Annotated in this window: 13 protein-coding genes and 1 tRNA gene; 12 read left to right on the forward strand and 2 right to left on the reverse strand. The window is 63.2% G+C overall.

Going from position 1 to position 15098, the window contains the following annotated elements; translation table 11 throughout:
- Positions 1 to 105: 105 nt before the first annotated feature.
- The 5 genes from ACMGE0_RS10955 to ACMGE0_RS10975 are packed head-to-tail and all read left to right on the forward strand — an operon-like array spanning position 106 to position 4933.
- Positions 106 to 1389 carry an ABC transporter substrate-binding protein gene (locus tag ACMGE0_RS10955; RefSeq protein ID WP_436815891.1) on the forward strand — a complete coding sequence of 428 codons (1284 nt, stop codon included), beginning with the start codon at positions 106 to 108 and terminating at the stop codon, positions 1387 to 1389.
- Between the two features lie 8 nt (positions 1390 to 1397).
- Positions 1398 to 2330: a carbohydrate ABC transporter permease gene (locus tag ACMGE0_RS10960; RefSeq protein ID WP_436815892.1), complete on the forward strand. Its 933-nt coding sequence runs from the start codon at positions 1398 to 1400 to the stop codon at positions 2328 to 2330.
- Entirely contained in the window at positions 2320 to 3162 is an 843-nt protein-coding gene (locus ACMGE0_RS10965) for a carbohydrate ABC transporter permease (RefSeq protein ID WP_436815893.1), read from the forward strand. The genes ACMGE0_RS10960 and ACMGE0_RS10965 overlap by 11 nt, the downstream gene beginning before the upstream one ends.
- Before the next feature lie 16 nt (positions 3163 to 3178).
- On the forward strand, positions 3179 to 4231 hold the full coding sequence (locus ACMGE0_RS10970) for an ABC transporter ATP-binding protein (RefSeq protein WP_436815894.1): 1053 nt from the start codon (positions 3179 to 3181) through the stop codon (positions 4229 to 4231).
- 9 nt (positions 4232 to 4240) lie between these two features.
- Positions 4241 to 4933 (forward strand): hypothetical protein, encoded by a 693-nt coding sequence (locus tag ACMGE0_RS10975; protein WP_436815895.1) that lies wholly within the window; start codon positions 4241 to 4243, stop codon positions 4931 to 4933.
- 2 nt (positions 4934 to 4935) lie between these two features.
- Here ACMGE0_RS10975 and ACMGE0_RS10980 read toward each other — a convergent pair whose 3' ends face one another.
- Positions 4936 to 5841 carry a LysR family transcriptional regulator gene (locus tag ACMGE0_RS10980; RefSeq protein WP_436815896.1) on the reverse strand — a complete coding sequence of 302 codons (906 nt, stop codon included), beginning with the start codon at positions 5839 to 5841 and terminating at the stop codon, positions 4936 to 4938.
- A 208-nt stretch (positions 5842 to 6049) separates the two neighbouring features.
- On the opposite strand from ACMGE0_RS10980, the gene ACMGE0_RS10985 reads away from it, so the two are divergent.
- The 7 genes from ACMGE0_RS10985 to ACMGE0_RS11015 all read left to right on the forward strand — a co-directional run bounded on the left by ACMGE0_RS10985 (position 6050) and on the right by ACMGE0_RS11015 (position 14813).
- Entirely contained in the window at positions 6050 to 7024 is a 975-nt protein-coding gene (locus ACMGE0_RS10985; protein WP_436815897.1) for an ABC transporter permease, read from the forward strand.
- Positions 7021 to 7920, forward strand: a complete 900-nt coding sequence (locus ACMGE0_RS10990; protein WP_436815898.1) for an ABC transporter permease — start codon at positions 7021 to 7023, stop codon at positions 7918 to 7920. Before ACMGE0_RS10985 ends, ACMGE0_RS10990 begins: the two co-directional genes overlap by 4 nt.
- A 5-nt stretch (positions 7921 to 7925) precedes the next feature.
- Positions 7926 to 8909: an ABC transporter ATP-binding protein gene (locus ACMGE0_RS10995; protein ID WP_436815899.1), complete on the forward strand. Its 984-nt coding sequence runs from the start codon at positions 7926 to 7928 to the stop codon at positions 8907 to 8909.
- Positions 8906 to 9943, forward strand: a complete 1038-nt coding sequence (locus ACMGE0_RS11000; RefSeq protein ID WP_436815900.1) for an ABC transporter ATP-binding protein — start codon at positions 8906 to 8908, stop codon at positions 9941 to 9943. Before ACMGE0_RS10995 ends, ACMGE0_RS11000 begins: the two co-directional genes overlap by 4 nt.
- A gap of 18 nt (positions 9944 to 9961) precedes the next feature.
- Positions 9962 to 11536 (forward strand): ABC transporter substrate-binding protein, encoded by a 1575-nt coding sequence (locus tag ACMGE0_RS11005; protein ID WP_436815901.1) that lies wholly within the window; start codon positions 9962 to 9964, stop codon positions 11534 to 11536.
- 202 nt (positions 11537 to 11738) lie between these two features.
- Complete coding sequence (locus ACMGE0_RS11010) at positions 11739 to 13643, forward strand: CocE/NonD family hydrolase (RefSeq protein WP_436815902.1); 1905 nt, start codon at positions 11739 to 11741, stop codon at positions 13641 to 13643.
- A 3-nt stretch (positions 13644 to 13646) separates the two neighbouring features.
- Complete coding sequence (locus tag ACMGE0_RS11015) at positions 13647 to 14813, forward strand: CapA family protein (protein WP_436815903.1); 1167 nt, start codon at positions 13647 to 13649, stop codon at positions 14811 to 14813.
- A gap of 167 nt (positions 14814 to 14980) precedes the next feature.
- Here the strand turns inward: ACMGE0_RS11015 and ACMGE0_RS11020 are convergent.
- Positions 14981 to 15055, reverse strand: a tRNA-Asn gene (locus ACMGE0_RS11020).
- Positions 15056 to 15098 lie beyond the last annotated feature (43 nt).

Here is a 15098-nt window from a genome sequence, read left to right on the forward strand (position 1 = left end):
CCCATCTCGACGACTTCCAGCGACAACTCACCCGGCAGGGCATCGAAATCCGCTGGCCAAATATCGAAGCTTATTGAACAACCCATCTTTGGAGGAGGAACGGGAATGAACTATCACAAGACACTGAAATCGGCAGTTGCCGCAATGGCGATCGCCGTGCCGCTCGGCATCCTGGCCGTTGGGAGCGGCATCGCGAACGCGCAGGATGCAGTCAACCTGCGCATGACCATCTGGAGCGCCAACGAGGCGCATCTGAAGCTCTTCAACGAGATCGCAGCGGGCTTCAAGAAGGACCATCCGAACGTCACGGTGACCTACGAGTCGCTGCCGTTCGACACTTACACCACAGCGCTCACCACCCAAATCGCCGGCGGCAATGCGCCGGACATGGCCTGGATCTTCGAGACGGCGGCATACGACTTCGTCAATTCCGGCGCGCTTTATCCGCTCACCGCCACTCTGAAGGCCGCACAGGGTTACAATCTCGATGAGCTGAGCGCGACGGCAGCGGAGCGCTGGTCGAAGGACGGCACGCTCTACGCCTATCCGTTCTCGACCTCGCCGTTTGCGATGTTCGTCAACAACGACGTCATCAAGGCGGCCGGCGCCAAGACGCCGGCCGAACTCATCGCCGCAGGGCAGTGGGATTGGGATCACGCTATCGAAACCGCTTCCGCCGCCGGCCAGACAGGAAAGGGCGGCCTGATCGTCCGCGACTTCAACTACCAGATCTGGCAGAACCTCGCCTCGATCTGGAACGGTTGGGGCGCCTCGCCATGGAGCGCCGACGGCAAGACCTGCACGATGACCGAAAAGCCGATGGTCGACGCCGTGACCTTCATCCATGACGCGATCTTCAAGAAGAAGGCGATCCCCGGACCCGGCGAGAACGTCGATTTCTTTGCCGGCAACGCGGCGATGACCATCACCCAGATCAGCCGCGCCTCGCTGCTGCCGAAGGACAAGCCGTTCGCTTGGGATCTCGTGCCGCTGCCGAAGGGACCGGCCGGAGAATACGCGCTGATCGGCCAGGCCGGCATCGGCGTCATGCAGGCGGGCAAGAACGCTGAGACGGCGGCCGAATTCGTCGCCTATATGACGAACCCGGAAAACTCCGCCAAGCTCAGCCAGTTCTTCCCGTCTGCCCGCAAGTCGCTGCTCAACGCCGAAGTGCTGAAGAAGACGAATCCGCTCCTGAGCCAGGAACAGATCGACAGGGTCGTCATCTCCGGCATCGCCACCGGCAAGGTCATCCCCGGCCATACCGGTTTCGCGCAGATCCAGCAGACCGTGCGCTCCGGCCTCGATGCCGTCTGGCGTCCGGATGCGGATATCGCGGGCACGCTCCAGAAGATCTGCGGCCAGATCGGCCCGCTGTTGAAGCGCTAAGGGGCGGTATGGCTGTCGCGCAGGAAAACGTAGCTCCGGAAGACCGTGCCTCATCGCCGTTCTGGACGGTTGCGCGGCGCGACAGCCTCGCCGGCTTCCTCTTCATCGCTCCGCAGCTGATCGGCATCACCGTCTTCGTGCTGATCCCGCTCGGGCTCGTCTTCTGGTATTCGCTGCACGAGTGGAACGTGCTCGCCAATACGTTCACCTATACGGGCGCGCAGAACTACCGGATGCTGATCGAGGATACGAACCTCCTCGAAGTGCTGGGCGCGACCGCGATCTTTTCCGCCGGTCTCGTGGTCTTCAACCTGTCGCTGGCGCTGCTGCTCGCGGTGCTTTTGAACCAGAAGCTCGCCGGCATCACCATCTTCCGGACGCTGTTCTTCTCGCCGGTGGTGGTGTCGCTGGTCGCCTGGACGATCGTTTGGGGCTTCCTCTTGCAGAAAAACGGCGGCATCAACGGCATGCTGCAGGTCTTCGGGGTCGAGGGGCCGAACTGGCTGCGCGAGGAGACGACCGCGATGATCTCGGTCATCGTCGTGCAGGTCTTCAAGAATGTCGGCCTCAACATGATCCTGTTCCTCGCGGCTCTGCAGGGCGTGCCGAACGAGCTCTACGAGGCCGCCCGCATCGACGGCGCGCCGCGCTTCAAGCAGTTCCGCCGCATCACGCTGCCGCTGATCAGCCCGACCATCCTGCTCACCTCGATCATCACCATCGTCGGCTCGCTGCAGGTCTTCGCGCAGATCGCGGTTCTGACCCAGGGCGGGCCGGGCCTCTCGACCACGGTGCTCGTCTATTACCTCTACCAGCAGGCCTTCCAATTCCATTTCTTCGGCTACGGCTCGACGCTGTCGATCCTGCTCTTCGTGATCGTCGCCGTATTGACTTTCGCCCAATGGCAGATGCGCAAGAGGATCGTCTTCTATGAAAGCTGAGCTCTCCCCGCGCATGAAGGTTTTCCTCTATGGGTTGATGTGCGTGCTGCTCATCCCCTTCGTCTTCCCGACCTGGTGGATGGTGACATCGTCGGTAAAGCCGATCAGCGACATCTTCGCCTTTCCGCCGCAGCTCGTCCCGCAGAGCTACGACTGGACGACCTATTCCAAAGTCTTCGAGCTCCAGCCTTTCGTGCAGCAATACTGGAACTCCGCCTATATCGCCGCCGTCGTCACCATCGGCACGATGGTCGTCTCCTCAATGGCGGGCTACGCATTCGCGCGGATCAGATTTCCGTTCGCCAACACGATCTTCATGATCGTCCTGCTCGGCCTCTTGATCCCGTCGGAAGTCACGATCGTGCCGCTCTTCCAGATGTTCCTGAAGGCCGGCATGGTGAACACCCACTGGCCGCTGATCCTGGTGCCGATATTCGGCGCGCCAAGCGTCTTCGCCACTTTCGTGATGCGGCAGTTCTTCGTGACGCTGCCGAGCGAGCTGGAAGAGGCGGCGCGTGTCGACGGCCTCGGCCGCTTCAAGATTTTTCGAAAGATCGCCCTTCCGCTCGCCAGGCCCGCCTTGGCCTCGGTCGCGATCTTCACCTTCCTGCATTCCTGGAACCTCTTCCTCGAACCGATCGTGTTCCTGTCGAGTGCCGACAAGTTCACGCTGCCGCAGGCGCTTACCCAATATACCGACGCCTATGGCGGGCCGATGTGGAACATCCAGCTCGCCGCTGCGACGTTGACGGCGCTGCCTGTCCTCATCGTCTTCATCATCGCGCAGAAGCAATTCGTCGAAGGGCTCGCGCATACCGGCCTCAAGGGCTGAAGAATCGGATTTCTCCATGGCTGAAGTTACCCTTTCCCGTGTCCGCAAGAGTTATGGCGCCGTCGACATCATCCACGGCGTCGATCTCGAAATCCGCGACGGCGAGTTCGTCGTGCTGGTCGGCCCGTCCGGCTGCGGCAAGTCCACGCTGCTCAGGATGATCGCCGGGCTGGAGACGATCACCGGCGGTGATATCCGGATCGGCGGGCGCGTGGTCAACGACCTCGACCCCAAGGACCGCGACATCGCCATGGTGTTCCAGAACTACGCGCTCTATCCGCATATGACGGTTGCAGTGAACATGGGCTTCTCGCTGGAGCATCGCGGCACGAGCAAGGCGGAAATCGCCGAGCGGGTGAAGTGGGCCGCCGATATCCTCGGTCTCACGCATCTGCTCGATCGCTACCCGCGGCAGCTTTCCGGCGGCCAGCGCCAGCGTGTCGCCATGGGCCGCGCCATCGTCCGCGATCCTCAGGTGTTTCTTTTCGACGAACCGCTTTCGAACCTCGATGCGAAACTTCGCGTCGTCATGCGCGGCGAGATCAAGAGCCTGCACCAGAAGCTCAGGACGACCACCATCTACGTCACGCACGACCAGGTGGAGGCGATGACCATGGCCGACAAGATCGTCGTCTTGAACGGCGGACGGGTGGAGCAGATCGGCGCACCGCTCGACCTCTACGACCGCCCGGCCAACCAGTTCGTGGCGGGTTTCATAGGCTCGCCGGCCATGAACTTTTTGAGCGGCACGATCACGCCGGAAGGTTTCGCCGCGCCCGGCATCCTGCTGCCGTTGCCGGAGGCAGCCCATGAATTCCGCGATCGCAAGGCGGTCTATGGTATCCGCCCCGAGCATTTCGCGCTGGACGACAATGGCGTGCCGGCGGAGATCGTGCTCGTCGAGCCGATGGGTTCGGAAACCCAGGTGACGATGAGGCTTGGCGAAACACAGGTCACCGGCGTTTTCCGCGAGCGCGTCTCCCTCTCTCCCGGCGCGACCATCCGCGTTCGTCCGGACCTCGCCAGTATCCATCTTTTTGCCGCCGACGGCGGCCAGCGTCTGAACTGAGGCCTTGAAATGCCCACTTACCCGGAAACCAAGCTCACCAGGGCGCTGCGCGGCGGCGAATTCCCGGTCATCGTCTCGCTCGCCCGGCATGACATCGATCTTGCCAAGGCAGCGAGCGGGGCAGGCGCCTTCGCCATCAAGGTCCATCTCAACGCCTATCATCGCGCGACCGGCACGACCTTCGGCAGCTTTGCCGAGGAGCGGCCTTTCTACGAAAAGCTTGCGACGCTCGGCGTGCCGCTGCTGGTCATGGCCGGACAGGAGAAGGTGCCGAGCGCCGAGGAAATGGATGCGCTCGCCGATCTCGGCTTCGAGGGGTTCAACATTTATTTCAGCGACATGCAGCCGCATCTCTTGCAATCGCGGCTGAGGCCGATGCCGGCGCTCGGTGAAAAGAGCACCGACAAGGACCTCAAGAAAATCCTCCAAATTCCGGGCGCAATGATGGAGGCATCCGTCGCCGCCTTTGCCGATTACGGCAAGCCGCTCAACGAAACCGATCTCGCCCGCTACGGGGATATCACCACGAAGGCGGGCATTCCGGTGATCGCGCCGAGCCAGAAGCGTTTCGTGCCGGACGACATGCCGAAACTGAAAGCCGCCGGCATTGCCGCGCCGCTGCTCGGCGTTATCGTCACGGGCACAACGACGGAAAGCATGGAAGCGGCGGTGCGTCCGATCGTCGAGTCCGCCCGAACTTGAGCTCAGGAATCGTTTTGATCAGGTGTGCCGCTGCTGTTCCGGACGATATTTATGAACGCTTCCGCCGTCCATGAGAGCGGCGTGCCGGGCAGGGTGATGATCCCGTAGTCGGAGATCTTGTCGGGCAGGAAGGGGCGCATCGCGACCGCATCGCTGCGGAAGAATTCGGCGATCAGCGTCGGGACTATGGCGATTCCGAGCCCCTGTGCGGCACAGGCGCAGGCCGTTTCCACCGAATGGACCTCCAGGCTGCAGCGATAGGTCGGAACCATGCGGCGCAGCTCGTGTTCGAGCTCATTGCGGTTGATCCGTTGCCGCCCGAGAAGGATGAGGTCGTTGCGGGCGAGGTCGTTGACGTCGATTGCCTGCTTTGCCGCCAACGGATGGCCTATCGGCATGACGCAGGTCGTGCCGCTGGTGAAAAGCGGCCGGGCATCGAAGGAATGCTGCTCTGCCGGCAGGCGCACGAAGCCGAGATCGGCGGTGCGGTTGTGAACCATGCGCTCGATCGCGTCATAGGGGCCGCTGAGGATCTCCACCGTCACGCGGGGATGATCCGCCTTGAAGCGGGCGACCAGCAGCGGCAGCATGGTGGTCGAAAGACTGTGGGGAAAGGCGACCCGCACGAGAGCTTCGCCGAAGGCGCCGGTCCGGACGTCGCCGATCTTGACTTTGAGCCTTGCGACGCTCTGGGCGACATCGTCCACCTCGTCGACAAGCAGATGTGCCTCGGGACGGGGAATGAGCCGGCCCTTGTCGCGCAGAAAAAGTTCCCGCCCGATTTCTTCTTCAAGTGATGCGAGCTGCCGGCTGATAGCCGACTGCGACAGGCCGAGCTGGGCCGCCGCCGCCATGGTGGAGCCGGTATCCATGATTGTCTTGAAGATTTCGAGCTGCTTGAAGTTCATTCGTCGATCCTACGGTGCGGCGTGCCGAAGGCAAGCGAAGACCGGAAACAGGGTTTATTCGCGCAAAACGCATAGGCCAATGCATTCCGCTCATAATATTGCGCATCTTTCGCGCACCGTTATCGTCCCGTCACAAATAGAACAGGGGAACCTTCTCCATGGAAATTTACTGTCCCTGCGGGACGCCTCGTGAGTGGGAATGCACGAAATGACGGTTTTCGTCATCCGCCGCTTCCTGCAGAGCATCGCCGTCCTGGCTGTGACCGCCGTCATCGTCTTCATCGGCATCTATGCGATCGGGGATCCGGTCGAGATGCTGATCTCGCCGGACGCGACCCAGGCCGAACGTGCCCAGGTCATCGCTTCGCTCGGTCTCGACAAGCCGCTCTGGCAGCAGTTCCTAACCTTCGCCTGGAACGCGCTGCACGGCGATCTCGGCCGTTCCTTCGTCTTCAACCGCCCTTCCATCAGCCTGATCATCGAGCGTCTTCCCGCAACGCTGGAACTGACGCTGGTGGGCCTGATCATCGCGCTCGTCATCGGCATTCCGCTCGGCCTCCTTTCCGGCCTGAAGCCGAACAGTGCGACGGACGAGGCGATCATGACCGGCTCGATCTTCGGTTTTTCGCTGCCGAGCTTCTGGCAGGGCATGATGCTGATCATGATCTTCTCCGTCTGGCTCGGCTGGCTGCCGTCGACCGGACGCGGCGAAATGGGTGAATTCCTGGGCATCCGATCGAGCCTCTTCACGCTGGACGGGCTGAAACATCTCATCCTGCCGGCGATCAACCTGTCGCTCTTCAAGGTGTCGCTGGTGATCCGCCTGACGCGCACCGGCGTGCGCGAGACCATGCCGCTCGATTTCGTGAAATTCGCCCGCGCCAAGGGCCTGTCCGAAAAGCGCATCGTCTTCGTACATGTCTTCAAGAACATCCTGATCCCGCTGATCACCGTGATCGGCCTGGAACTCGGCAGCATGCTGGCGTTTGCCGTCGTCACCGAGACGATCTTCGCATGGCCGGGCATCGGCAAGCTTTTGATCGACAGTATCATGCGGCTCGATCGCCCCGTGGTGGTCGCCTACCTGCTCGTGATCGTCAGCCTGTTCATCTTCATCAACTTCGTGGTCGACGTGCTCTATTCGCTGGTCGATCCGCGTGTCCGGCTGGGAGACGCCCAATGATCGCCCGTGCACTCCTCGGCGAAGACATGCTGCTCGGCCGGCTGGTGATCGGCATCGGCCGCAGCCCGAAGGCCGTCATCGCCGCGATCGTCTGCCTCGTCCTGCTCTTCGCTGCGATCGTCGGCCCCTACATCACGCCGCAGGACCCCTATGATCTGGCGGTTCTCGACATTCTCGACGCCAAGCTGCCGCCGGGTTCGGAAAGCATGGACGGTCTCGTCTATTGGCTCGGCACGGACGGGCAGGGCCGCGACATGTTCTCGGCGATGGTCTATGGCCTGCGCACCAGTCTCGGCGTCGGCGTCTTTTCCGGTCTCGTGGCGCTCATCGTCGGCACCGTCCTCGGCCTGATCGCCGCCTATTTCGGCGGCCGCATCGATGCGCTGATCATGCGTGTTGTCGATCTCATGCTTGGCTTCCCGACCATTCTCGTGGCGCTGATGCTGCTGGCATTGCTGGGGCAGGGGCTCTGGAAGGTCGTCTTCGCGCTGATCCTGGTGCAATGGGCGACGTTTGCCCGCGCCGTGCGCAGCGCCGCACTGGTCGAGAAGAACAAGGATTACGTCGAAGCGGCCCAGACGCTCGGCATTTCCACCCCGCGCATCCTTGTCGGCCATCTCCTGCCGAACTGTCTGCCGCCGCTGATCGTCATCGGCATGCTGCAGGTGGCGAATGCCATCTCGGCGGAAGCGACGCTTTCCTTCCTCGGCATCGGCCTGCCGATCACCGAACCCTCGCTCGGGCTCCTGATCGCCAACGGCTACCAATTGCTGATGTCCGGCGAATACTGGATCAGCGTCTATCCGGGCGTGCTGCTGCTGCTCCTCGTCTTCTCGATCAACATCGTCGGCGATCGCCTCCGCGAAGTGCTGAATCCCCGGCTGGGCGAAAGGTGAGTGCCATGACAAGTGCTGGGACATATGTCCTCGAGGTCAAGAACCTTTCCACCCATTTCATGACCCGCCGCGGTGTGCTGAAGGCTGTCGACGATGTGAGCTTTTCAGTCGGAGAGCGGGAGATCGTCGGACTGGTCGGCGAATCCGGCTCCGGCAAGTCGATCACCGGCTTCTCGATCCTCGGCCTCGTCGATCCGCCCGGCCGCGTCGTCTCCGGCCAGATCCTCTTCAACGGCGAGGATCTCTTGAAGATGTCGCCGAAGGCCATGCGGACGATCCGTGGCAAGCGCATCGCGATGATCTTCCAGGACCCGATGATGACGCTGAACCCGGTGCTCTCGGTCGGCACCCAGATGGTCGAGACGGTGCTGGCCCATGACAAGGTTTCCCGCACCGAAGCGCGTACCCGTTCCCGCGATGCGCTCGGTCTCGTCGGCATTCCCTCGCCGGAAGAACGGCTCGACGCCTATCCGCATCAGTTCTCCGGCGGCATGCGCCAGCGCGTGGCGATCGCCATCGCCCTCCTGCACCGGCCGGACCTGATCATCGCCGACGAGCCGACGACGGCGCTCGACGTGACGATCCAGTCGCAGATCCTCTTCGAGATCAAGCGGCTCGCCGCCGAGTTCGGCATGGCGCTGATCTGGATCAGCCACGACCTCGGCGTGGTGGCGGCGCTCGCGGACCGCATCATGGTCATGTATGCGGGCAGGATCGTCGAGGCGGGCCAGGTGGACGGCGTGCTCACCGAGCCGCGCCATCCCTATACGTCCGGCCTGCTGAGCGCCGTTCCGGCCGCCGTGCCGCGCGGCGAGCCTCTGCGGCCGATCCCGGGCTTCGCGCCGTCGCCGCTTTCGCGTCCCTCCGGCTGCGCCTTTCGCGACCGTTGCGCCCGCGCCACCGAAATCTGCGCCACCGAACCCATACGGTCGATCGCCGCCGATCGCGAATTCCGCTGCTTCCACCCCCATCTCTGGAGCGCCGCATGACGACGCCACTTGTTGAAGCCGTCGATGTCAGTCGGCGCTTTTCCCGCAAGCTCGACTATGCGGAAAAGATCGCCAATCTCTTCGGCGCCGGGCTCACGGAGAAGACGGTCCACGCGGTCGCTGAGGTCAATCTTGCCGTCTATCCGGGCGAGGTGGTCGGCCTCGTCGGCGAATCCGGCTGCGGAAAATCGACGCTCGGCCGCGTGATGGCCGGCATCATGCCGGCCAGCGGCGGCGAGGTGCGCTGGCAGGGCAAGCCGCTTACCGCCCTTGAGGGCGAGGAAAAGCGCGCCATGCGGCTTTCGGCCCAGATGATCTTCCAGGATCCCATGTCGACGCTCAATCCGCGCAAGCGGGTGATCGACCTGATCGGCGAGGCGCCCAGGGTGCACGGCATCGTCAAGGGTCGCGAGGTGAGGGACTATGTCGCCTCGCTCGCCGAGCGCGTCGGCCTCGATGCCTCCTACCTCGACCGCTATCCGCACCAGTTTTCCGGCGGCCAGCGGCAGCGCATCGGCATCGCCCGGGCCCTGGCTGTGAAGCCGAAGCTTCTCGTCTGCGACGAATCCGTCGCGGCGCTCGACGTCTCGATCCAGGCGCAGATCCTCAATCTCTTCATGGACCTGAAGCGGGAATTCGGTCTCACCTACCTCTTCATCAGCCACGATCTCGGCGTGGTGAAGCATATCTGCGACCGGGTCGTTGTCATGTATCTGGGCCGCGTGGTGGAAAGCGCCACGCCGGACGAGCTCTTCGACAACCCGAAGCATCCCTATACCCAGGCGCTCATCCGCGAACTGCCGACGGTTGCCGATCGACGCCGCACTTTCACGCCGATCAGGGGCGAAATCCCGTCGCCGCTTCATCCGCCGCCGGGGTGCCATTTCCATCCCCGCTGTCCGAAGGCCTTCGACCGCTGCCGCGTGGAGCGGCCGGTCCTGAAGGAGAACGCAGCCGGTCACGTCAGTGCCTGCCACCTGAACGACCTGCCGGCAAGCGAAACCACAAATGCAACGGCCGAACCGGCCATCTAAAAGGAAGGGAACAGACTTATGAAACCGATGAAATTCCTGTTGGCCGGAGTCGCGGCCACCGTGCTCGCGCTGAGCTCGGCCGAGGCGGCCGACCTCGTGCTCGGCAGCGCCACCGAGCCGTCCGCGATCGACCCGCAGTTCTCGCGCACCGGCAACAACCAGAACATCGCCCAGTCGGTGTTCGACCGCCTGGTGCAGACGGACGCGGCGATCAACATGGAGCCGGCGCTTGCGGCTTCCTGGACCAACACCGATCCGCTGACCTGGCAGGTGAAGCTGCGCGAAGGCGTCAAGTTCCATGACGGCAATCCGCTGACGGCCGAGGACGTGATCTTTTCTTTGGATCGCGCCAGGAACATCCCGAACAGCCCGGCACCGTTCTCCGGCAACGTCGCTGCGATCGACAGCATGAAGGCGCTCGACGATCTGACGGTCGAGTTCAAGACCAAGAAGCCGACGCCGGATTTCATGGAGCAGATCGGTTTCGTGTACATTGTCGAGAAGAAGGTCGCCGAAGGCGCCTCGATCGAGGACTTCAACAGCGGCAAGGCGGCGATCGGCACCGGCGCCTACAAGTTCAAGTCCTGGACACCGGGGGACAACCTGGTCCTGACCAAGAACGACGATTTCTGGGGCAGGAAGCAGGACTTCGACAACGTCACGATCAAGTTCATCTCGAACGACGCCTCGCGCGTCGCGGCTCTGCGCTCCGGCGCCGTTGATCTGATCGACGCCGTGCCGCCAGGCGACGTGAAGACCATTGAAGGCATTTCCGGCCTCAAGGTTTTCTCGATCGCCTCGTCGCGCCTGATCTACCTCGCGCTCGACAGCGCCCGCGACAAGAGCCCCTTCGTCACCGACAAGGACGGCAGGCCGCTCGACAAGAACCCGCTGAAGGACGTGAAGGTGCGACAGGCGCTCTCCGACCTCGTCAACCGTCAGCTCATCATCGACCGTATCCTTGACGGTTCGGCCGAGCCCGCCGGCCAGCTCGTGCCGAACGGCGTTGCCGGCAACGATCCGTCGATCCCCGCGCCGGCCTTCAATGCCGGAGATGCCAAGAAGCTGCTCGCGGAAGCAGGCTATAAGGACGGCTTCGGCATCACCATCCACACGTCCAACGACCGCTTCCCCGGCGATGCGGAAGTCGCCCAGGCGCTCGGCCAGATGTTCGCGCGCGGCGGCCTGAAGGTGAACGGCGTCGTTGCCCAACCCTATAACGTCTACACCAAGGGCGCTTCGGCCGGCGAATTCTCCGCCTTCGTCTTCTCGCTCGGCAACTCGACGCCGACCTCGGCGACCGGCCTGCGCAACCTGCTGATGACCGCCAACAAGGACGCCGGAACCGGCTCGTTCAACCGCACCAAATATTCGAACCCGGCCTTCGATGATGCGATGCGCGCCGCGACCGCCGAGTTCGATGCCGAAAAGCGGGTGGAACTGCTGCAGAAGGCGACGAAGATGGTCTTCGCCGATGTCCCGGTCATCCCGCTCTACTGGCAGAAGGTCCATTGGGCCGGCAAGGCGAACCTCACCTATGTCGCCAACATGACGGAAGACACGACGCCCGTGCTGGCGGGGATTGCGAAATAAGATTTTTGCAAACGGGAGAGGCAAGCAGCCCAAAGCTGTCGAACCTCTCTCGCCGTCATCTTCGGGCTTGTCCCCGCGGATCTGCAGCGGTTGATTTGCTGGCGTGGTTAGATCCTCGGGACAAGCCCGAGGATGACGTAGAGCAGGGTGCGAAGGTTTGCCACCAAAGCTGGTTCCCTCAATATTTTCAAGGATCAAAGACATGGATACCCTGACACCATCGCGCTTGGAAGTGATAGCCGACGACGTGGTCGTCGAACGCGATGTGATGGTGACGATGCGTGACGGCATCAGGCTCGCGACCGACGTCTACCGCCCGGCCAAGGACGGCAAGGTGATCGAGGGGCGGCTGCCGGCGATCATGGAGCGCACCCCCTACGGCAAGAGCGAACGTTCGCGCTCCGAGATCGAAGTGGGCATGTCGACGCCGATGAAGCGGGAGGAGGTCGCCTCCTATTTCGTCCGGGCCGGTTACGCCGTCGTCTATCAGGACTGCCGCGGCCGCTACAATTCCGAAGGCGAATTCAGCAAGTATATTTCCGAAGCGGCGGACGGCTACGACACCGCCCGCTGGCTGGTGGAGCAGACCTGGTCGAACGGTGAGTTCGGCACGATGGGCCTTTCCTATGCGGCCCATACGCAGGCGGCGCTCGCCTGCCTCAATCCGCCGGGCCTCGCCTGCATGGTGCTGGATTCGGGCGGCTTTTCGAACGCCTACCAATGCGGCATCCGCCAGGGCGGCGCCTTCGAACTCAAACAGGCCACTTGGGCCTATAACCAGGCCATCGGCGAAGGCGATGAACTGGCCAGCGCCGCGATCGAGGCCGAGGATATCCACGCCTGGTTCTCCGTCATGCCCTGGAGCGAAGGCGTTTCGCCGGTTCGCTGGATGCCGGAATACGAGAGCTACCTGCTCGACCAGTGGCGAAGCGGCACGTTCGACGAAAGCTGGCGCCGCGTCGGCCTCTATATGGAAGGCTTCTACGAGACGTTTCCGGAAGTGCCTATCGTGCTGATGTCGAGCTGGTACGACGCCTATGTGAAGTCGACGCTCGACAACTACCGCGGCCTTTCCGGCAAGAGAACGCGGCCGCTTCAGCTCATCATGGGGCCCTGGCTGCACGGCAACCGCAACACGACCCTTGCCGGTGACACGTCTTTCGGCCGTGCCGCCCCGCTCGGCGGTAACGTCACCGAAAGCTGGCTCGCCTTCCGCCGCAACTGGTTCGACCGCTGGCTGAAGGGCCGGGAGAACGGCGTCTCCGAAGGGCCGGTGGTACGCGCCTTCGTCATGGGCGGCCGTTCCGGCAAGCGAAATGCGGAGGGCCTGCTGGACCACGGCGGCCACTGGATCGAGGCAGCCGACTGGCCTCTGCCGGGCACGCAATACCGCAACTTCCACATTCACGAGAACGGCTCGCTTTCAGTGGAAAAGCCGAAGGCCGATGCCGCGCCGTTCATTTATGATTTCGACCCGAGGAACCCGGTGCCGACGATCGGCGGCTCGCTGACCAGCGGCCAACCGATTTTCGAGGGGGGCGGCTTCGACCAGCGGGAAGGCGAGAAGTTCTACGGCTCAAGGCACCCGGGCCTACCTTTGTCCGCCCGCGCCGACGTGCTCTCCTTCGAGACCGGGCCGCTTGCGGAAGACGTGGCCGTGGTCGGCCCGATCACCGTCGAGCTTTACGTCTCCTCGGATGCGCCGGACACGGATTTCACGGCCAAATTGATCGATGTCTATCCGCCGAGCCAGGATTATCCGACCGGCTATGCACTGAACATCACCGACGGCATCATCCGCTGCCGCTATCGGAAATCCTTCGAGAAGCCGGAGCCGATCGTGGCGGGCGAGGTCTTCAAGGTGACGATCGAGCCCTTCGCGACCGCCAACCTCTTTGCGAAGGGACATCGCATCCGGCTCGACATTTCCTCGTCCAATTTCCCGAAATACGACGTCAACCCAAACACCTACGCCGCTGAGGGCCGGGGCCGTACGACACAGGTCGCCCGCAACACCGTGTTCTGCGACGCGGCGCGGCCGTCGGCGATCCGCTTGCCGATCGTCAGCGGGGAGGCGATGGTGGCGCTGCAACCGATCAAGAAATAGCCCATGCCGCTCACCGTCGCCGTCACCGGCCAGATCCTGATCCACGGTCCGCTCGATCTCTCCGGCGAGGGACAGCGTGAGGTCCGGGATTTTCTCAAGGCCGATATCGCCTTCGGCAATCTGGAGGCGACGGTGGAGCCAACGGGTGATGCCGGCGGCGCATGGCCCACCAAGACGAAGACGCTGCATCTGGCCTCCCCCGAAGCGCTCGCCTCCGTGCGGGAGCTAGGCTTCGATGCGGTCACGCATGCCAACAACCATGCCTTTGATCTTGGTCCCCCGGGCATTGCCGCCACGCGCGCTGCGGCGGAGGCGGCCGGGCTGAAGCTCGCCGGCAGCGGCGCCGATATCGACGAGGCTGCGGCACCAGCCGTCGTGCCGGGGCCGGGGCGATCGCTGGCGGTCTTTTCCGTCGATCTGGGGCCGCAGCCGGATATCAACTATGCCTCCACCGACCGCGCCGGGATTTCCCCGCTCCGGATGAAGCGGACAGTTATCGTGCCGCCCACCGAATTCGAGACGCTGCAGCGGATCGCCAGTTCGCTTGGCGACGACAAGCGCGCCGTGGCACGCGCGGCGGTCGGCTACGACATCGGAACGCGTCCGGGACTCGAAGTCTTCGGCACGCCGGTCGCCCTGGGTGACGAAATCGGTGCCCGCTGGTCCGCCGACGAGAAGGACATGCAGCGCCTCACCGCCGGCATCGCCGCCGCCAAGGCTGCCGGACACCTGGCGGCGGTGGCGGTCCACGGCCATCATTGGGATTCGAACTGGAAGGTGACGCCGGATTGGCTGCTCGATCTTTGCCGCAGCCTGATCGACGACGGCGCGGATCTGATCCTCGGCACCGGCGCGCCGGTCATGCAGCCCATCGCCTTTTATCGCGGGCGGGCGATCATTCCAGGCCTCGGCAATTTCATCTTCCACACTCGCCGCCCCGAAACCTACGATGAAAAAGGCGTCGACGTCTGGCGCAGCGCCGCGATCCGACTCACGCTTGCCGACGACGGCAGTTGCCAAAGGCTGATGCTGTTGCCCTTGGCTGTCGGCAGGCCGGCGACGGTAGGACAGCCGCATGGACCTGCGCCGCTGCATGGTAGGGATGCGGATGAAATCCGTGATCGCGCATTTTCTGGGATAGCCGCCGCGGACAGCCATTTGATCCTATGAGTCCAGTGCCCCGCAACCAGGTTCGGGGGGCTTCCGATCTCATAAAAGACAGAGCTGAATTCAAGGCTGGCAGAAAGACAACCGAATCCTGTGGCGCCTGCTCACAACCCGCAATCGATGGCCTGAAACGGCCAGAGCGCGCCTTTCGGCGCGCTCTGGCAAGAAACTGGCTCCCCGGGCCGGATTCGAACCGGCGACCTGTCGATTAACAGTCGAATGCTCTACCGCTGAGCTACCAGGGATCATCCGCTTGGGTCGCGGCGTGTGCGGGGGGTAATACAAATG

This window comes from Neorhizobium descurainiae (genome assembly GCF_051400715.1).
Classification (GTDB): domain Bacteria; phylum Pseudomonadota; class Alphaproteobacteria; order Rhizobiales; family Rhizobiaceae; genus Neorhizobium.